Annotated in this window: 19 protein-coding genes; 12 read left to right on the forward strand and 7 right to left on the reverse strand. The window is 52.5% G+C overall.

What is annotated here, in order from left to right; all coding sequences use genetic code 11:
• The first annotated feature begins 114 nt into the window (after nt 1–114).
• Nucleotides 115–1,068 (forward strand): YbeF family transcriptional regulator, encoded by a 954-nt coding sequence (locus ACE3MN_RS19100; protein WP_004134190.1) that lies wholly within the window; start codon nt 115–117, stop codon nt 1,066–1,068.
• Between the two features lie 186 nt (nt 1,069–1,254).
• A complete protein-coding gene (lipA, locus tag ACE3MN_RS19105; RefSeq protein ID WP_004130412.1) occupies nt 1,255–2,220 on the forward strand; it encodes a lipoyl synthase in 966 nt (321 codons plus the stop codon).
• Between the two features lie 222 nt (nt 2,221–2,442).
• Here lipA and tatE read toward each other — a convergent pair whose 3' ends face one another.
• Both tatE and ACE3MN_RS19115 read right to left on the reverse strand, forming a co-directional pair.
• The gene (gene tatE / locus ACE3MN_RS19110; protein WP_004100149.1) at nt 2,443–2,646 is read right to left on the reverse strand and encodes a twin-arginine translocase subunit TatE; all 204 of its coding nucleotides are present in this window, start codon (nt 2,644–2,646) and stop codon (nt 2,443–2,445) included.
• Nucleotides 2,647–2,773: 127 nt separating this feature from the next.
• A complete protein-coding gene (locus ACE3MN_RS19115; protein WP_082237433.1) occupies nt 2,774–3,562 on the reverse strand; it encodes a deaminated glutathione amidase in 789 nt (262 codons plus the stop codon).
• A gap of 91 nt (nt 3,563–3,653) precedes the next feature.
• On the opposite strand from ACE3MN_RS19115, the gene crcB reads away from it, so the two are divergent.
• Entirely contained in the window at nt 3,654–4,037 is a 384-nt protein-coding gene (gene crcB, locus ACE3MN_RS19120; protein WP_024358815.1) for a fluoride efflux transporter CrcB, read from the forward strand.
• Nucleotides 4,038–4,094: 57 nt separating this feature from the next.
• On the opposite strand, the gene cspE is transcribed toward crcB, so the two are convergent.
• Together cspE and pagP are read right to left on the reverse strand one after the other, a co-directional pair.
• On the reverse strand, nt 4,095–4,304 hold the full coding sequence (gene cspE, locus ACE3MN_RS19125) for a transcription antiterminator/RNA stability regulator CspE (RefSeq protein WP_004100146.1): 210 nt from the start codon (nt 4,302–4,304) through the stop codon (nt 4,095–4,097).
• Between the two features lie 195 nt (nt 4,305–4,499).
• The gene (pagP, locus tag ACE3MN_RS19130) at nt 4,500–5,075 is read right to left on the reverse strand and encodes a lipid IV(A) palmitoyltransferase PagP (protein ID WP_162685303.1); all 576 of its coding nucleotides are present in this window, start codon (nt 5,073–5,075) and stop codon (nt 4,500–4,502) included.
• Between the two features lie 289 nt (nt 5,076–5,364).
• Here pagP and dcuC point away from each other — a divergent pair, with 289 nt between their 5' ends.
• The 4 genes from dcuC (at nt 5,365) to uspG (ending at nt 8,819) form a co-directional block, all read left to right on the forward strand.
• Entirely contained in the window at nt 5,365–6,738 is a 1,374-nt protein-coding gene (gene dcuC, locus ACE3MN_RS19135) for an anaerobic C4-dicarboxylate transporter DcuC (RefSeq protein WP_102649661.1), read from the forward strand.
• Between the two features lie 92 nt (nt 6,739–6,830).
• Complete coding sequence (gene rna, locus ACE3MN_RS19140) at nt 6,831–7,625, forward strand: ribonuclease I (RefSeq protein WP_102649660.1); 795 nt, start codon at nt 6,831–6,833, stop codon at nt 7,623–7,625.
• Nucleotides 7,626–7,780: 155 nt separating this feature from the next.
• Nucleotides 7,781–8,191, forward strand: coding sequence for a nucleoside diphosphate kinase regulator (gene rnk / locus ACE3MN_RS19145; RefSeq protein ID WP_004111326.1), 411 nt, complete (start codon nt 7,781–7,783; stop codon nt 8,189–8,191).
• Between the two features lie 199 nt (nt 8,192–8,390).
• The gene (gene uspG, locus ACE3MN_RS19150) at nt 8,391–8,819 is read left to right on the forward strand and encodes a universal stress protein UspG (RefSeq protein ID WP_004100140.1); all 429 of its coding nucleotides are present in this window, start codon (nt 8,391–8,393) and stop codon (nt 8,817–8,819) included.
• Between the two features lie 77 nt (nt 8,820–8,896).
• Here the strand turns inward: uspG and ahpF are convergent, their stop codons facing one another.
• On the reverse strand, nt 8,897–10,462 hold the full coding sequence (gene ahpF / locus ACE3MN_RS19155; protein ID WP_024358819.1) for an alkyl hydroperoxide reductase subunit F: 1,566 nt from the start codon (nt 10,460–10,462) through the stop codon (nt 8,897–8,899).
• Between the two features lie 241 nt (nt 10,463–10,703).
• Entirely contained in the window at nt 10,704–11,267 is a 564-nt protein-coding gene (gene ahpC, locus ACE3MN_RS19160; RefSeq protein WP_004130404.1) for an alkyl hydroperoxide reductase subunit C, read from the reverse strand.
• A gap of 822 nt (nt 11,268–12,089) precedes the next feature.
• On the opposite strand from ahpC, the gene citR reads away from it, so the two are divergent.
• From citR to ACE3MN_RS19175, 3 genes are all read left to right on the forward strand, one after another.
• Nucleotides 12,090–13,001, forward strand: coding sequence for a DNA-binding transcriptional repressor CitR (gene citR, locus ACE3MN_RS19165; protein ID WP_049130972.1), 912 nt, complete (start codon nt 12,090–12,092; stop codon nt 12,999–13,001).
• Between the two features lie 103 nt (nt 13,002–13,104).
• On the forward strand, nt 13,105–14,328 hold the full coding sequence (locus tag ACE3MN_RS19170) for a phosphoadenosine phosphosulfate reductase (RefSeq protein WP_102649677.1): 1,224 nt from the start codon (nt 13,105–13,107) through the stop codon (nt 14,326–14,328).
• Complete coding sequence (locus ACE3MN_RS19175; protein ID WP_049130973.1) at nt 14,313–14,942, forward strand: ParB/RepB/Spo0J family partition protein; 630 nt, start codon at nt 14,313–14,315, stop codon at nt 14,940–14,942. Before ACE3MN_RS19170 ends, ACE3MN_RS19175 begins: the two co-directional genes overlap by 16 nt.
• Here the strand turns inward: ACE3MN_RS19175 and ACE3MN_RS19180 are convergent, their stop codons facing one another.
• Nucleotides 14,943–16,088, reverse strand: coding sequence for a pyridoxal phosphate-dependent aminotransferase (locus ACE3MN_RS19180; RefSeq protein WP_180971287.1), 1,146 nt, complete (start codon nt 16,086–16,088; stop codon nt 14,943–14,945).
• A gap of 188 nt (nt 16,089–16,276) precedes the next feature.
• Between ACE3MN_RS19180 and mtnC the strand changes: the two genes are divergently transcribed.
• Nucleotides 16,277–16,966: an acireductone synthase gene (mtnC, locus tag ACE3MN_RS19185; protein ID WP_024358822.1), complete on the forward strand. Its 690-nt coding sequence runs from the start codon at nt 16,277–16,279 to the stop codon at nt 16,964–16,966.
• Nucleotides 16,963–17,505, forward strand: a complete 543-nt coding sequence (locus ACE3MN_RS19190; protein WP_004135399.1) for a 1,2-dihydroxy-3-keto-5-methylthiopentene dioxygenase — start codon at nt 16,963–16,965, stop codon at nt 17,503–17,505. The genes mtnC and ACE3MN_RS19190 overlap by 4 nt, the downstream gene beginning before the upstream one ends.
• The last annotated feature ends 30 nt before the right edge of the window (nt 17,506–17,535 follow it).

Below are 17,535 nucleotides of genomic sequence, written 5' to 3' on the forward strand. Positions count from 1 at the left end.
ACGTCACATTTTTCCATCAGGCTGGATTAAGTCTTTATTTTTGCAATCAATTATCACTAATAAAATCATTGTGCCCGCTATAATGGTGCTAATCATCACTAGCGGAAATATAGAGTGGACGAAAATAACTCTCAGCCAGAACCAACCGAACGCCTTGACGATCGCCACGATCGACAGATGTTTCGCATTCTGCGTAATATTGATCTCAATTTACTCACTATTTTTGAAGCGGTTTACGTCCATAAAGGTATCGTCAACGCGGCCAAAATACTGAATATCACGCCCTCTGCGATTAGTCAGTCCATCAACAAACTGCGCGCCCTCTTCCCTGACCCGCTTTTTATCCGTAAGGGCCAGGGCGTGACGCCAACGGCTTATGCCTCGCATCTTCATAAGCATATTAGCCAGGGTATGGAAGCATTTCTCAACGCCCTGGATTTAACCGGAAATACCCGTAGCGAGCGGGTGATAACCGTGGCTACCTCGCCGGCCATTGGCGCGTTGATCATGCCGGTTATCACCAGACAGCTGCGGAGCGTCTTTCCCCAGATTTTGCTGCACAATGTCGCCATCACCGACGCGGCCAGCCAGTTAAACCAGCGTCAGGTTGACCTGCTGATTGACAGCTTCCCCCATAGCGGGCAGGCGATTACGCACCATGTGCTGTTTCAGGATAGCGTACATATCTTCTGCCGGGCAGGGCATCCGGCCCTGGCGCTGCCGGCAACCTCAGCAAACCTGAGTCAATATGAATTCGCGCTTCTGCAGCCTGAAGGCCAGCGCTATACGACCATCCTGCGCCACCTGCAGGAGCATCTCGGCGAACGTCGCTATGGGTTCAGCAGCTACAATCTGTTAACTCAGGCAGCCCTGGTCAACGACAGCGATATGCTGGGGCTAATCACGTCCGGAATGTTCTCGCTGGTCGAGAAGATTTGGCCCTTAAAAATGATCGATTTTCCGCCTCTACGGGAAGAAAGAATTGATATTGCGCTGCACTATAACAAGCTCAGCGCGCAGGAGCCCTTGTTGAAAGAGATCGTCGAGACGATTCGCCAGGCTTTTTAGTCGATAAAGCACGTGAGGGAAAAGCATAAAACAACAACTATTTTACAATTTGCCGGCCAGCAGGCTGCTTTATCCCCCGTATCAATGATATACTGCCTGCGTTTAATTCAAAAATAGTTGATAAATGCAACATTTACTTGAATTGATTCGCTTTCCTTCGTCACTCGCAACTGGAACACGCACGCTATGAGTAAACCCATTGTGATGGAACGCGGTGTTAAATACCGCGATGCCGATAAAATGGCCCTTATCCCGGTGAAAAACGTGGCAACTGAGCGTGAAGCTCTGCTCAGAAAACCGGAATGGATGAAAATCAAACTTCCGGCTGACTCGTCCCGTATCCAGGGGATCAAGGCAGCGATGCGTAAGAACGGCCTGCACTCCGTGTGCGAAGAAGCCTCTTGCCCCAACCTCGCGGAATGTTTTAACCACGGAACGGCAACCTTTATGATTCTGGGCGCCATCTGTACCCGCCGTTGCCCGTTCTGCGATGTTGCCCACGGTCGCCCGGTGACGCCGGACGCCAACGAGCCGCAGAAGCTGGCGCAAACCATCGCCGATATGGCGCTGCGCTATGTGGTGGTGACTTCCGTGGATCGTGACGATCTGCGCGATGGCGGCGCTCAGCACTTTGCCGACTGCATCAAAGCGATTCGTGAAAAAAGCCCGACGATTAAAATTGAAACCCTGGTACCGGACTTCCGCGGCCGTATGGATCGTGCGCTGGAAATCCTCCAGGCGACGCCGCCGGACGTGTTTAACCATAACCTGGAAAACGTGCCGCGCCTGTATCGCCAGGTACGCCCGGGCGCCGACTACAACTGGTCGCTGAAGCTGCTGGAACGCTTTAAAGAAGCGCATCCAGAGATCCCGACTAAATCAGGCCTGATGGTTGGTTTAGGCGAAACCAACGCTGAAATCGTTGAAGTGATGCGCGATCTGCGTCGCCACGGCGTCACCATGCTGACGTTAGGCCAGTATTTGCAGCCGAGCCGCCATCACCTGCCGGTACAGCGCTACGTGAGCCCGGATGAGTTCGAAGAGATGAAAGCCGAAGCGATGGCCATGGGCTTTACCCATGCTGCCTGCGGCCCGTTCGTTCGTTCATCCTATCATGCCGACCTGCAGGCCAAAGGCATGGAAGTGAAGTAACCCCTCCGGCCGCGGCGTAATATTTTTCGCGCTGCGGCCCATCCTGCCGATGCATTCCATTACTCAGTAAAAAACCCGACGCGGTAACAGTTGGTTGCATCTTTTTCGGCGAAACTTCGTGCATATAACATAAAGAGGCCGCAGCGTTAACGCTGTGGCCTCTTTGCCGACGCGGTCTCCCCGTCGGAAGCGAGCCTCCTTCATCAGGAAACTCGTCGCGAATTACTCTTTATGAGAGAGCTTCTGTGCCGGCGCTTCTTCAGCACTGGTCTTCTTCGCACTGTCATCATCATCGCTCATGGCTTTTTTAAAGCCTTTGATAGCCGAGCCCAGGTCTCCACCCAGCGTGCGTAACTTTTTGGTACCAAACACCAGGATAATCAGCGCTGCGACTACCAGCAGTTTGGTAATACTAATCTCACCCATAGCTAACCTTCTTCTCTAATACAAGCTGCGAATACGCCATCATACACGCATACAATTAACGGCTATTTGACGCGCGGACACAATAGCAATCTGTAACAAGGTGAATCAAGCCTTGTTTAAAAAAACGTCATAATAATTGCGGTGGCGCAAAGCGGCGATTGCGCAACACCGGCAGGCGCTCGCGTACCTGCTGAATATAATCAGCTGAAAGTTCGGCAAAAATCAACTGCGGCCGCTCTCCCGCCCCGGCAAGCGTTGTCCCTAAGGGGTCGATAATACGGCTTTGACCGATATTACGCGTCCCGCACTCTCCTGCGGCGACAATATAGCAGGTTGTATCCAGCGCCCGCGCCGCCAGCAGCGTCGCCCAGTGATGTTCCTTCAGCGGCCCTTTTACCCACGCGGCAGGCAACACTATGAGCTGCGCGCCGCTGAGCGCTAACGACAGGGCCAGCTCAGGGAAACGTAAATCGTAGCAGGTCATCAACCCGACGCGCATCCCATCGACTTCGATTAGCGGCGGAATTTGCCGCCCGGCATCGACCAGCCTGGATTCCTGGATATTGAACGCATCATAGAGATGCAGTTTCTGGTATTGCGCCACAATCTTCCCCTGACGCAGGGCCACCAGCGTATTCGTCGCTCGACCTTCGCCGGAAGGGATATGCAGGGTCAGCACCGTCGTCAACGCGCTGTTTTCGCTCTCCGCCAGCAAGAGCTGTAAGAAGCCGCCATCCAGCTGCTGGGCGGATTTAACCGATAAATCCGCATCGTTATCGTCTCGCGCCAGCAACGCCTCAGGCAGAACCAGAAGCGACGCCCCCCGCTCCGCGGCCTGGCGCATCATGCTGACGCAGGTCTGCGCGTTTCCCGTCCAGTCCGGCGTTACGGCAAATTGTCCGGCAGCAACAAACATCTTTTCTCTCCCATCAGGTTAGTCGTAGCCAGTGAGGTCTTTCGCGCGCTACACTCGAAGTTTAGTCTCGATCAATAAACAGGGAATGACCGTGTTGCAACTCCTTTTGGCTGTGTTTCTTGGCGGCGGCACCGGCAGCGTTTTGCGCTGGTGGCTGGGTATGAAGTTTAACCCCATGCATCATGCTATCCCCATTGGTACGCTCACCGCTAACCTGCTGGGCGCTTTTATTATCGGCGCAGGGCTGGCATGGTTTAATCGCCTGACGGATATCGATCCGATGTGGAAGCTGCTTATCACCACTGGCTTTTGCGGCGGGCTGACCACCTTCTCCACTTTCTCCGCCGAGGTGGTGTTTCTCCTGCAGCAGGGGCGCTTTAGCTGGGCGTTACTCAACGTACTCGTCAACTTATTAGGCTCATTTGCCATGACCGCCGCTGCGTTCTGGCTATTCTCTCATGCCGCCAGCCGCTAACCGCAGGCAAAAAAAAACCCGCCATGAGCGGGTTTTTATATTCTACTGACGCGTTGCTTAGATAGGCATTACGTTTGCAGCAGAAGGGCCTTTGGCACCGTTAGTGATTTCGAACTCTACGCGCTGACCTTCAGCCAGAGTTTTGAAACCGTTGGACTGGATTGCAGAGAAATGTACGAATACATCTTTGCTGCCATCTTCCGGAGTAATGAAACCGAATCCTTTGGACTCATTAAACCACTTAACGTTACCTTTAATCTTAGACATCAAAATTACCTTTATATGAAAAAATCGACACTAATACTGTGTCGGGTATCAGTACACCAATTGTGGTACCTTTTGTCCAGCGCAACTTTGCTAAAAAGTGATAAAAGTCTCTATCTTTTTGTACCTCGTTCCCTTTAGTCTTTGTTTTTCCACAAGACAGTCCGCTTATCTCTTTTATGGCTATCAAAATTCGCATCAAAACTGAATGCGCGCCCAGGCAAAGTAAACGTTACCGTTGTTGTAGGTACCGGGTATATAGGTCATCTGGAACGTTGCCGGGCCGTAACCGATGGAAGCCAGGGGCAGCACGACCGGAATCGGGATATATTTCCAGTTATCACGCGCCGTCACGCCAAGCGTGTAGCCCAGACCAAGGTGGAAATTATCGTCCGCCAGCGGACGCCAGGTCTTCTCCCAGCCATAGCCGCCGATAGGCTCCCATTTGTTATAAGAGTCTTTAAAAGCCATCAGATAGATGCCATGCCAGTTCCCTTTATCGTCCCAGCGCGAAACCCCGAAGCCGGCGCCCCACGGGCGTTCGTTATAGCGGTCCGTTTTCTCTTTATCGTAGGCGAAACGGGCATGCCAGGTCACCGCGGGGATATAAAGATCGTAGTGCTCAGGCTCATTCCACGTCTGCGAGACGTTATCGCTTAGCGTATTGTAGCCGTCGCGAAGCGTCGAGCTAAACGATGCGTTAGCGGAGGTGGATGATAGCAGCAGGCCCAGGCATCCAAGAAAAAATCCTATAAATCGACGTCGCATTAACACGTTCTCTTACCAGTATCATTTTTAAAGCGGAGTAAGATAGCAAAGATAAACTTAATACTACCTTAACGGAATTAGGCAAACTCTTGATTTGCCCGGTACAAAAAATCTGAAATCCCCCTCGCCTGACGTTTAACTATGCGGGCCTTGTACCGTCAGAGAGAGATTCTCATCGATTTATTGATTTGCATCAGCGAGTTTCGCCCGTTTTTTAGGCACATTCGCTCACTTAATTTTTCCTTCGCTTTATTTATCAGCAGATTCTTTGGGTTAATGGTTTAGGGGTAAAAGAATGCTTACGCTAGTAGAGATCCTGATTGGGATTGTGGTCATTGTGGGCGTCGCCCGCTACATCATTAAAGGCTATTCCGCCACCGGCGTGCTGTTCGTCGGTGGCTTAGTATTACTCATCGCCAGTGCGCTAATGGGGCATAAAATTTTACCTGGCGACGCAAAGAGCACCGGTTACTCCGCCACCGATATTGTTGAATATATCAAGATACTGCTTATGAGCCGCGGCGGCGACCTCGGCATGATGATCATGATGCTCTGCGGGTTCGCGACCTATATGACGCACATCGGCGCCAATGACATGGTGGTGAAGCTGGCGTCGAAACCGCTGCGCTTCATTAACTCACCCTATCTACTGATGATCGCCGCCTATTTCGTTGCCTGCCTGATGTCGCTGGCCGTCTCCTCGGCAACCGGTCTGGGGGTGCTGCTGATGGCGACGCTGTTCCCGGTCATGGTCAACGTTGGCATCAGCCGCGGTGCCGCCGCCGCTATTTGCGCCTCTCCGGCGGCGATTATTCTGTCCCCGACCTCCGGCGATGTCGTGCTGGCCGCTAAGGCCGCCGAAATGCCGCTGATTGACTTTGCCTTTAAAACCACGCTGCCTATCTCGATTGTCGCCATTATCTGCATGGCGATCGCTCACTTTTTCTGGCAGCGCTACCTGGATAAAAAAGAAAACGTCGCCCATGAAATGCTCGATGTAAACGAGATAACCACCACCGCTCCCGCCTTCTACGCCATTTTGCCGTTTACCCCGATAATCGGAGTACTGATTTTCGACGGCAAATGGGGCCCAGAGCTGCATATCATCACTATTCTTGTTCTCTGCATACTGCTGGCGGCGGTTCTGGAATTCTGCCGCGGCTTTAACACCAAAAATGTGTTTAACGGCCTGGAGGCGGCGTATCGCGGCATGGCTGACGCGTTTGCCGGAGTGGTGATGCTGCTGGTTGCCGCCGGCGTCTTTGCTCAGGGGCTGAGTACCATTGGCTTTATTAACGGCCTGATTTCTGTTGCCACGTCGTTCGGCTCCGCCAGCATTATTCTGATGCTGGTGCTGGTCATTCTGACCATGCTGGCGGCCATGACCACCGGTTCAGGTAACGCCCCCTTCTATGCTTTCGTTGAGATGATCCCGAAGCTGGCGCACTCTTCCGGTATCAATCCGGCTTATCTTTCGATTCCGATGCTGCAGGCGTCTAATCTTGGCCGAACCATTTCGCCGGTATCCGGCGTGGTGGTCGCCGTCGCCGGGATGGCAAAAATTTCGCCGTTTGAGGTGGTAAAACGGACCTCTGTCCCGGTTCTGGTGGGTTTGTTAGTGGTGATTATCGCCACCGAAGTGCTGGTTCCCGGCAGCGCAATCCGCTAACGGTGAAACCCTGTGAAAAGGCGCCTGTTGGCGCCTTTTTTATGCTTTAATAACGCAATGTTATCAATGACCATTCGTCATCAGGAATAAAAATGTTCAGGAAGGATTTCGTCGCCATTGCCCTTTTGCTTAGCGCCGCCCAGGTCAGCGCGGATCCGCTGATCGCCACGCAATACGGTGATTTTGACCGCTACGTGCTGGCTCTCTCCTGGCAAACGGGGTTCTGCCAAAGTATGCAAGACCGAAACCGCGGCGAGCCGGAAGAGTGTCGCCTGCGGCAGGAACTCAGCAATAAAGCCGATTTCCTCACCGTTCACGGCCTGTGGCCGAGCCTGCCAAAATCCATTGCCGCGCGCGGAGTGGACGAGCGCCGCTGGATGCGTTTTGGCTGCGCGACCCGCCCTGTTCCCAACATGCCTGAAGCGAAAGCCGGGCAAAAATGTCGGGCGGCGGAAACCGGTCTATCGCTGGAAATGGCAAATAAACTTAACGGCGTCATGCCGGGTTCGGGCGGCAACTCATGCCTTGAACGTTATGAATACGCCAAGCATGGCGTTTGCTTTGGGTTTGATCCTGACAACTATTTCGGCGCCATGGTGCGCCTGAACGGCGAAATTAAGCAAGGGCCTCTTGGCGCTTTCCTGGCCAAACATTACGGGCAAACCGTTAGCCGGGATGACTTCAACGCCGCGGTCGCTCAGGCCTATGGAAAACAGAACGTTAAGGCGTTCAAGTTGACCTGCAACGGCAACCCCGCCTATCTGACAGAGATGCAAATCTCCATCAAAGCCGCGGCCATCAATGCCCCGTTATCCGCTAACTCACTCTTACCCCAGCCCCATCCGGGAAACTGCGGTAAGCAATTTCTGCTGGATAAAGCCGGCTAGGTTTTATACGACTTAGCTATCGTTCGTTAATGAATGTGCGTTTAATCACTTCAAACCACCAGCAAGTCTCAGTATGATGAGAGGACATTAACCCTTGCCATTTTCGGTGAGGGTTTTCTTTTACGGACAGGTTCCTGGATAACATGGAGTATGAGATGACCAGACCCGCAATCATCATTAATGAACTTGACGCAGAGCGCATTGACAGGCTGCTGGAACAGCCGGCTTTCGCCAACTCGCCGGTCGCGGACGCGCTAAATGACGAGCTTGACCGCGCGCAAATGCTGGCCCCTGAAGCCATGCCGCATGATGTTGTCAGCATGAATAGCCAGGTCAGGTTTCGCGATTTAACAACCGGCGAAGAGCGCATCCGCACCCTGGTTTTCCCGGCCCAGGTAACGGATAGCGCCACTCAGCTATCGGTTATGGCCCCGGTTGGCGCCGCCCTGCTGGGATTAAAAGTCGGCAGCGCGATCCACTGGGAATTACCGGGCGGCACCTCAACGCACCTTGAAGTGCTGGAACTGCTCTATCAGCCGGAAGCCGCTGGCGATTTCCACCGTTAACCCCCTTCCTGCCTGAGGCGTTTCACGCTTTATCCAGAGGATGTATCTACATCCTCTTTCTGAGCTTTTCACTCTTCACTTCTCATTTGACAAACTTTTACGCCGCACTCCAGCCGATCTGACAATTTTGCGACCTGAATGGCACAATACTTTCCTATAATGTGTTGATATAAAAGCAGACGAACAAGGAGGAATGCATATGTATAAAACAATCATTATGCCCGTTGATGTCTTTGAAATGGAGTTAAGCGATAAAGCCGTTCGCCATGCCGAGTTTTTAGCCCAGCAGGACGGGGTTATCCATCTTCTCCACGTACTACCCGGCTCATCAAGCTTCACGATGAGTCGTTTTACCGCCGACCTGCGCCGCTTTGAAGAGCACTTGCAGCACGAAGCAGAAACGCGCCTGAAAACGATGGCCGGACATTTCAGCATTGACCCGTCGCGAATCAAAATGCACGTCCGCTTTGGCAACGTGCGCGATATGGTCAATGAACTGGCCAATGAAATAAAAGCCGATGTGGTCGTGATTGGCTCCCGCAATCCTTCCATCAGCACGCACCTGCTGGGCTCCAACGCCTCAAGCGTGATTCGTCATGCCCATATTCCGGTGATGGTGGTCAGATAACTCCAGCGAGCTAAAAAAAAGAGGCTACCCAAGGGTAGCCTCTTTACTGTGCAGGTTGAGTCTTACTTTATTATGAATTATGCAGTTTTAGTGCGAATCAGGTAATCGAACGAGCTCAGCGACGCCTTCGCACCTTCGCCGGTGGCGATAATGATCTGTTTATACGGAACGGTCGTGCAGTCGCCGGCGGCGAAAACGCCCTTCACGTTGGTTTCACATTTCGCATCAATGATGATTTCACCCATGCGGTTGCGCTCAATCGCGCCTTCCAGCCAGTTGGTATTCGGCAGCAGACCTATCTGAACGAAGATCCCCGCCAGCGCCACGTGGTGTTCATCGCCGCTCACCCGGTCGCGGTACTGCAGGCCGGTGACTTTGCTGCCGTCGCCCACCACTTCTGTGGTCTGCGCGTTAAGGATGATATCGACGTTTTTCAGGCTACGCACTTTATCCTGCAGAACCTGGTCGGCCTTCATTTCCGGCGCGAACTCCAGCAGAGTAACATGCTCAACAACGCCTGCCAGATCGATTGCCGCTTCCACACCGGAGTTACCGCCGCCGATCACCGCCACGCGCTTGCCTTTAAACAGCGGGCCGTCGCAGTGCGGGCAGTAGGTTACGCCCTTGGTACGATACTGATCCTCACCCGGCACGTTCATGTTACGCCATTTCGCGCCGGTGGCAATGATCACGCTGCGCGCTTTCAGCACCGCGCCGGAGGCGGTTTCAATCTGATGCAGACCGCCTTCAACCGCCGCAGGGATCAGTTTTGAGGCGCTCTGGGAATCGATAACATCAACATCGTATTCGCTAACGTGCGCTTTTAATGCGCCAGCCAGTTTCTGGCCTTCCGTTTTAGGTACTGAGATATAGTTTTCGATATCCACGGTATCCAGCACCTGGCCGCCAAAACGCTCGCCCATCAGGCCGGTACGAATGCCTTTGCGCGCGGAGTAAACGGCTGCAGCTGCGCCGGACGGGCCGGAACCGACGATTAAAACATCGTAGGCTTCACGTTTATTCAGCTCTTCCGCCGCACGTTTTTCCGCACCGGTATCCACTTTAGCCACGATTTCAGTCAGCGTCATGCGGCCCTGACCAAATTCCTTACCGTTCATAAATACCGCCGGTACGCCCATCACGTTGCGTTCGGTGATTTCATTTTGATACGTTCCGCCGTCAATCGCCGTGTGCTTGATGCGCGGGTTCAGTACCGCCATCAGGTTCAGCGCCTGAACCACATCCGGGCAGTTATGGCATGAAAGCGAATAGTAGGTTTCGAATTCAAAATCGCCGTCGATATTGCGGATCTGCTCCAGCAGGGTCTGGGCTTCTTTTGACGGATGACCGCCGGTCCACAGCAGAGCCAGAACCAAAGAGGTGAATTCATGTCCCAGCGGAGAGCCGGCAAAGCGCGGTCCCTGGCTGGAGCCGGGGTTGGTAATCAGGAATGACGGCTTACGCACCGCCAGGCCGTTATCTTCTTTGAAGGTGACTTTATCTGAGAGTTCAGCAATTTCAGCCAGCAGTTCCCTGATTTCTGCCGATTTAGCGCCGTCATCCAGCGTGGCAATCAGCTCAACAGGTTTAGTCAGCTTCTCAAGGTAAGCCTTGAGCTGGGTTTTCATGTTGGTGTCGAGCATTTTTATCTCCTGGGCTTAAAACATCATCATGCAAGCGGCCTCGTCCAGGCAGCCTGAATACGCTTGCATCATGGTGTTGGAATAAAACGGGCGCCGGTGCGCCCATGACTGAAATAATTTCCAAACTATTTCGCGTCAGAGCAAGGCGGCGAGCCTGAGAATCCCCGGGAGCTTACTGAAGTAAGCGACCGGGGTGAGCAGGCGACGCCAACGCAGCTATGGCGTGAAAGACGATGGAAATTTAGATTTTGCCGACCAGGTCCAGGGATGGAGCCAGAGTCGCTTCGCCTTCTTTCCACTTAGCCGGGCAAACTTCGCCTGGGTGAGAAGCTACGTACTGAGCTGCTTTGATTTTGCGCAGCAGGTCAGACGCGTCGCGGCCGATACCTTCAGCGGTAACTTCGATAGCCTGGATAACACCCTGCGGGTCAACAACGAAGGTGGCGCGATCTGCCAGACCTTCATCTTCACGCATGTTGTCGAAGTTACGGGTCAGGGCGCCAGTCGGGTCGCCGATCATCGCGTATTTGATTTTGGCGATGGTTTCAGAGCTGCTGTGCCACGCTTTGTGGGTGAAGTGGGTGTCGGTAGAGACGGAGTACACGTCTACGCCCAGCTTCTGCAGTTCTTCGTAATGGTCTGCGACGTCGCCCAGTTCGGTCGGGCAAACGAAAGTGAAGTCAGCCGGGTAGAAGAAGAAGACGCTCCAGCGGCCTTCGGTATCTTTCTCGGTTACTTCGATGAATTCACCGTTTTTGAACGCCTGGTTTTTGAAAGGTTTGATTTTGGTATTAATTAAGGACATCTATACTTCCTCCGTGTTTTCGTTGAGGTCTAAGTTAACGAATTTTTCCTGACTCGACCAATGCGTTTGCATTATCGAATCAATAAGCGTTATCTAACAACCGGAACAAGACAACTTTGTGAACCTGTCAACGCGATGGCAAACTTCTGCCGCGTTTCGCATGATATGCGCTGAAAAGTAAAAAGGCCGCCCTCGCAGGCGGCCCCGTTACCTGAAACACCCGCAGGTAGGTTCAGCGCCAGTAGCTGGCAATGTGTTGCGCTCTACACCTTAATGTAATAGCTCAGCGATTACATCACCCGCTGAACGAAAGGGCAATCCATGCGTCTTCAGGTCTTACCTATGGCTGTAATAGGTTTTACCGCAGCCCTGGCTTTTATCATTGATTTTACAGGTCTTCACTAAATTGCCCCCTGTTCATACGGATCTGAATCCCCGGCTTCCGCGATGAGCTTCCTCCCGGCCGGCACATAGGAAGCGCCTTAATGACCCTCATCGGTTGATAAACGATACCGGCGTCAACGTCATAACGGTAATTGACCCTATGATAACGAAAATAGGCTTCAACACGCGATTAGGCCGCAGATAAAGAAAAACTACAGATTATGAAGGAGGTAAAGTCAGACTTCATAAACGCCCTTCAGCCTTAGGCGTTGCGGTAAACAAAAGGATCTGGCGGAATGTACGACGGTGGTATATATTTAGATAAACTTAATGACGACGCGAGTAATAAATAATAAGAAACAAATATTCACCCAGCAAATATGATGCGACCATATAATAATCTATTTTTCTTACCGCCAGCTTAACAGGACGTTGAAAATGGCTAATCTTTACGATCTCAAGAAATTCGATCTGAACCTACTCGTTATTTTTGAATGTATTTACCAGCACTTAAGCATCAGTAAAGCGGCGGAAACGCTATTTATTACCCCCTCTGCCGTCAGTCAATCTCTCCAGCGTCTACGTAACCAGCTCAATGACCCGCTATTCGTTCGTTCAGGTAAAGGGATAACGCCGACTACGGTAGGCGTTAATCTGCATCATCATCTTGAAAAAAATCTAAATCAATTAGAACAAACTATTTATCTGACCAATCGTTCTGAATTAAAGAAACGTCTTGTGGTTTATGCCCCGCAGCTTTTTATTACCCCTAAAACAACCAATTTGCTTCATATGTTATTAAATGATTCAAACCTGTACGTTGAGCATCACGATCTGCTGGCATCAGGAGAGTCGGTAGAAAGCTTGTTATCCTACCGTAAAGCCGACCTGGTATTCAGCACTCTGCCGCTGTCATCGCGAGCCACCGTCTGTAAACGCATCCAGGAAATGGACATTTCGCTGGTGTGTAATGAAAACCATCCCAGGCTGGCATCACTGACCACGACGAAGGCCATACTGCAGGAACGATTTACTTATTACCTGTCTAACGATCAGGGAACTAAATCCTTTCAGAACCAGGCTGCCGGCATTCTTGCTGATAGAAAAATCGCTTTCAGTAGCGATTCATACACTGCCATACTTAATGTTATTCAACAAACTGATTTAATCGGTTTTGTGCCGACCTGTATTTTAGAATACATTAGCTTTCAAAATAAGTTTAAAATTATAGAGGCGCCGTTTAAGATCCCCGCCATCAACATTTACATGATTTACAACCGGGTAAATATAGACGATCCAAAGTTTGCAAAATTTATCGATGACTTCGAAAGAAATAACGCCATCGAATAATTAAAATAATTTCATTAAATTGATGAATAATAACCAACCTCTTGATTACAAAAAGAGTATGATATAAGTAAAAAGTATCTTTCGCATTAAAGGAATAATGGCTGTGTCTTTTATAAAACTTCCATTACCAGAGTCCGTTCTGCAGGCTAGCCAGCAAAGAATAGAGTGGGTAATGGAAAACTTCTCCCGTATTTGCGTCTCTTTTTCTGGCGGTAAAGATTCAACAACCATGCTGCATCTCACGGCGCAGCATGCCCGCCATACAGGCAAAAAGATTTGCGTCCTGTTTGTTGATTGGGAAGCGCAGTTTTCCTACACCATTGCGCATTGCGAAAGGATGCGCGAAGAGTATCGCGACGTTATTGAGCAATTTTTCTGGGTGGCGTTGCCCCTCACCACGCAAAACTCGCTGACCCAATATAACCCCGAATGGCAGTGCTGGGAACCCGGTGCGAACTGGGTGCGCCAACCGCCGAAAGATGCGATTACCGATCCCGGCTATTTCCCGTTTTATCAATCGGGTATGAGCTTTGAAACGTTCGTCCGCGAATTTGCCGATTGGTTTTCGCAAAACCGTCCCGCGGCGGTTATGGTCGGCATCCGCGCCGATGAATCGCTTAATCGGTTTATCGCCATCTCCTCGCAGCGTAAGCTTCGCTTTGCCGACGATAAACCCTGGACCACCTCAGCGCCGGGCGGTCACGCGTGGTACATCTATCCTATCTACGACTGGAAAACCGCCGATATCTGGACCTGGTTTGGTAAAAGCGGCCTGTCCTATAACCCGCTCTATAACTTGATGTATCAGGCGGGCGTTCCGCTGCGCTATATGCGTATTTGCGAACCCTTTGGCCCGGAACAGCGCCAGGGGCTGTGGCTCTACCATGTGCTGGAGCCTGAACGCTGGGCTGCCATGTGCCAGCGCGTCAGCGGCGTCCACTGCGGCGGGGTCTATGCCGGTCACGATAATCAGTTCTACGGTCATCGGAAGCTGGATAAGCCGGAGCACCACACGTGGAAAAGCTATGCCCTGTTCTTGCTCGATAGCATGCCGGAGAAAACGGCGGAACACTATCGCAATAAAATCGCTGTTTATCTGCACTGGTACCAGAGGCGGGGAATGGCGGATATTCCGGATACCCAACCGGCGGATATTGGCTCCAAAGATATCCCCTCATGGCGGCGCATCTGCAAAGTTCTCCTGAACAATGATTACTGGTGCCGCCAGCTCTCTTTTAGTCCGACCAAATCTCATCAATATAAACGCTATCGCGAACGTATGAATAAGAAGCGCCAGCAATGGGGAATACTATGCAACGACAATTAATCCAGGCTATTGAACGCTATCTGCAATCGCTGGAAGATGAAGAGGAAAAGATTACTGCGCTTAACGCCTTCCGCCAGACTCTGCATAAATATAGCCCCTTCAAATCACAACCGGTTGATTGCGTACTGTGGGTCAAACAGGAAAACGTTTTGCCTAATGATTACAACCCAAATAACCTTGCGCCGCCAGAAAAGCGCCTGTTGTTCACCTCGCTGGAAACGGACGGCTTCACGCAACCCGTGGTGGTGTTGAAACAGGAGCATGAGCGCTACGCCATTATCGATGGTTTTCATCGCCATGAGCTGGCCAGCGGCAAAGCGGCGCTGAAAAAACGGCTGAAAGGCTATCTGCCCATCGCCTGCCTGGACAATAACGGCGCTAAGCGTGATTCTCTGATGGCCGCGACCATTCGCCACAACCGGGCGCGGGGGCGGCATCAGATTCATGCGATGTCGGAAATTGTCCAGGAACTGACGCATCTCGGCTGGTCCGACGCGAAAATCGGCAAAGAGTTAGGTATGGATTCAGACGAAGTATTGCGCCTGAAGCAAATCAACGGTCTGGTGGAGATGTTCGGCGACCGTCAATTTTCTCAGGCGTGGACCGTTAAATAACTACAGACGACACAAACGTTCCGCCGCAGCCAGCAGCGTTGCTGGCTGTTTGGCAAAGCACAGGCGTATCAGCTTATGCGGGAACGGATCGGCGCAGAACACCGACAGCGGGATCGCCGCGACGCCGATTTCAGTGGTTATCCAGCGGCAGAAGCTGACATCATCCAGATCCGAGACGGCGCTATAGTCCGCCAGCAGGAAGTAGGTCCCTTCGCAGGGCAAAATTTCCAGGCGGCTGGAACGCAGCGCATCAATAAACAGATCCCGCCGCTCGCGGTAAAACGCCGGAAGCTGCCGGTAATGCTCCGGTTCGCGACGCAGCATATCGGCAATCGCCAGCTGCGCGGGCGTATTGACGGCAAAAGTCAGATACTGATGCACTTTCCGCAGCTCGCCGCTAATGGCGGCAGGCGCCACGCAGTAGCCAACCTTCCAGCCGGTCATATGAAAGGTTTTGCCAAATGAAGAAACCGCTACCGCCCGTTCGCGCAGCTGCGGATGCGCCAGCACGCTGGCATGGCCTTCGGCGGCAAAGCAGATATGTTCATAAACTTCATCGCTAAGCACGTAGATTTCACGATCGGCAATCGCCTGCCATAGCGCGGCAAAATCTTCACGCAGCCACACCGTTGCTGACGGGTTGTGCGGCGTATTGAGGATAACCAGTCGGGTTTTGTCGCTGAGGCTCGCGGCGAACTGCTGCCAGTCAACGCGAAAATGTGGCGGCTGGAGGGCAATACGCTTCAGCACGCCGCCCGACAGCTCAATCGCCGGGGCATAGCTATCGTAGCTTGGGTCAAAGCAGATAACCTCGTCGCCGGCGCGCACCAGGGCGGTAATCGCCGCATACAGCGCTTCCGTCGCTCCGGCGGTCACGGTCACGTCGCTGTTGGCATCGGGACGGTAGCCGTACAGCTCTTCGGTTTTATCGACGATGGCTTCGCGCAGCGCGGCCACGCCGGTCATCGGCGCATACTGATTGGCCCCCTGCGCCACATGATATGCCAGTCGCTCCTGCAGATAGCGTGGGCCGTCGAAATCCGGAAACCCCTGCGACAGGTTAATCGCCTGATGCTGCTGGGCCAGGGCGCTCATTTGGCTAAAAATGGTCGTGCCCAGTGAGGGGAGTTTACTCTCAGGAATCAGTGGCTTATTGCTCATTCTTTTTGTACCGTTTGTGATGCTGTTGTTGAAGCCACTATAACACGATGTTAATATTTGGCAATCAAGACGCTTAGACGTCTAAATGATAACGTTATTTCGCTTATGATTGAAAAACCGCTATCAACACAACGCCACCGTCAGCACGACCTACCGTTCACTCTGGAGAACTCATGATCCGCGCTATCGTGACCGATATTGAAGGCACCACCAGCGACATTCGCTTCGTCCACAACGTTCTGTTCCCGTACGCCCGCGAACGCCTGGCCGGTTTCGTTACCGCTCAGCAGTTTGTCGAGCCGGTGAAGACCATTCTCGATAACCTGCGCGAAGAGATCGCCCAGCCGGCGGCTGGCGCCGAAGAACTTATTGCTACCCTCTTCGCCTTTATGGATGAAGACCGCAAATCGACCGCCCTCAAGGCGCTGCAGGGCATTATCTGGCGCGATGGCTACGTTCATGGCGACTTTACCGGCCACCTGTATCCGGATGTTCTGCCGGCGCTGGAAAAATGGAAGTCACAGGGTATTGATTTATATGTATATTCCTCAGGCTCCGTTGCTGCGCAGAAATTGTTATTTGGCTACAGCGATGAAGGTGATATTACTCATCTGTTCAACGGCTATTTCGATACCCTGGTAGGCGCCAAGCGTGAAGCGCAGTCCTACCGCAACATTGCTGAGCAGCTGGGACAGCCTCCTGCCGCCATCCTGTTCCTGTCCGATATTCATCAGGAGCTGGATGCCGCGGAAGAGGCCGGTTTCCGCACCCTACAGCTGGTGCGCGGCGACCGCGACCCGGCCAGCCACCATCCGCAGGTTCAGCGTTTTGACGATATTCATCCGGAGCAGATCCCAGCATGAGCGCATTAACCATTTTTTCCGTGAAAGACCCGCAAAACTCGCTCTGGCACAGCACTAACGCCGAAGAGATCCAGCAGCAGCTCAACGCCAAAGGCGTCCGTTTTGAGCGCTGGCAGGCCGACCGTGATTTAGGCGCGGCGCCAACCGCAGAAACGGTTATTGCCGCCTATCAGCATGCGATTGATAAGCTGGTGGCAGAGAAAGGCTATCAGAGCTGGGACGTGATCAGCCTGCGCGCGGATAATCCGCAAAAAGAGGCGCTGCGGGAAAAGTTTCTCAACGAGCATACCCACGGGGAAGACGAAGTGCGCTTCTTCGTCGAGGGAGCCGGTCTGTTTTGCCTGCATATTGGCGATGAGGTGTTCCAGGTCCTGTGTGAGAAGAACGACCTGATTTCGGTTCCCGCGCATACGCCGCACTGGTTTGATATGGGTTCTGAGCCCAACTTCACCGCCATCCGCATCTTCGACAACCCGGAAGGCTGGATTGCCCAGTTTACCGGGGACGATATCGCCAGCGCCTACCCGCGGCTGGCGTAATGCCGCGACTCAACGGGTGAACAGGCTTAT

It is taken from the genome of Klebsiella grimontii (genome assembly GCF_042137965.1).
Taxonomy (GTDB): Bacteria; Pseudomonadota; Gammaproteobacteria; order Enterobacterales; family Enterobacteriaceae; genus Klebsiella; species Klebsiella grimontii.

Bases quoted from the DNA above. Each gene is read 5' to 3' on its own strand.
- lipA (WP_004130412.1), top strand. From the start codon at position 1,255: ATGAGTAAACCCATTGTGATGGAACGCGGTGTTAAATACCGCGATGCC.
- tatE (WP_004100149.1), bottom strand. From the start codon at position 2,646: ATGGGTGAGATTAGTATTACCAAACTGCTGGTAGTCGCAGCGCTGATT.
- ACE3MN_RS19115 (WP_082237433.1), bottom strand. From the start codon at position 3,562: ATGTTTGTTGCTGCCGGACAATTTGCCGTAACGCCGGACTGGACGGGA.
- cspE (WP_004100146.1), bottom strand. From the start codon at position 4,304: ATGTCTAAGATTAAAGGTAACGTTAAGTGGTTTAATGAGTCCAAAGGA.
- dcuC (WP_102649661.1), top strand. From the start codon at position 5,365: ATGCTTACGCTAGTAGAGATCCTGATTGGGATTGTGGTCATTGTGGGC.
- rna (WP_102649660.1), top strand. From the start codon at position 6,831: ATGTTCAGGAAGGATTTCGTCGCCATTGCCCTTTTGCTTAGCGCCGCC.
- rnk (WP_004111326.1), top strand. From the start codon at position 7,781: ATGACCAGACCCGCAATCATCATTAATGAACTTGACGCAGAGCGCATT.
- uspG (WP_004100140.1), top strand. From the start codon at position 8,391: ATGTATAAAACAATCATTATGCCCGTTGATGTCTTTGAAATGGAGTTA.
- ahpF (WP_024358819.1), bottom strand. From the start codon at position 10,462: ATGCTCGACACCAACATGAAAACCCAGCTCAAGGCTTACCTTGAGAAG.
- ahpC (WP_004130404.1), bottom strand. From the start codon at position 11,267: ATGTCCTTAATTAATACCAAAATCAAACCTTTCAAAAACCAGGCGTTC.
- citR (WP_049130972.1), top strand. From the start codon at position 12,090: ATGGCTAATCTTTACGATCTCAAGAAATTCGATCTGAACCTACTCGTT.
- ACE3MN_RS19175 (WP_049130973.1), top strand. From the start codon at position 14,313: ATGCAACGACAATTAATCCAGGCTATTGAACGCTATCTGCAATCGCTG.
- mtnC (WP_024358822.1), top strand. From the start codon at position 16,277: ATGATCCGCGCTATCGTGACCGATATTGAAGGCACCACCAGCGACATT.
- ACE3MN_RS19190 (WP_004135399.1), top strand. From the start codon at position 16,963: ATGAGCGCATTAACCATTTTTTCCGTGAAAGACCCGCAAAACTCGCTC.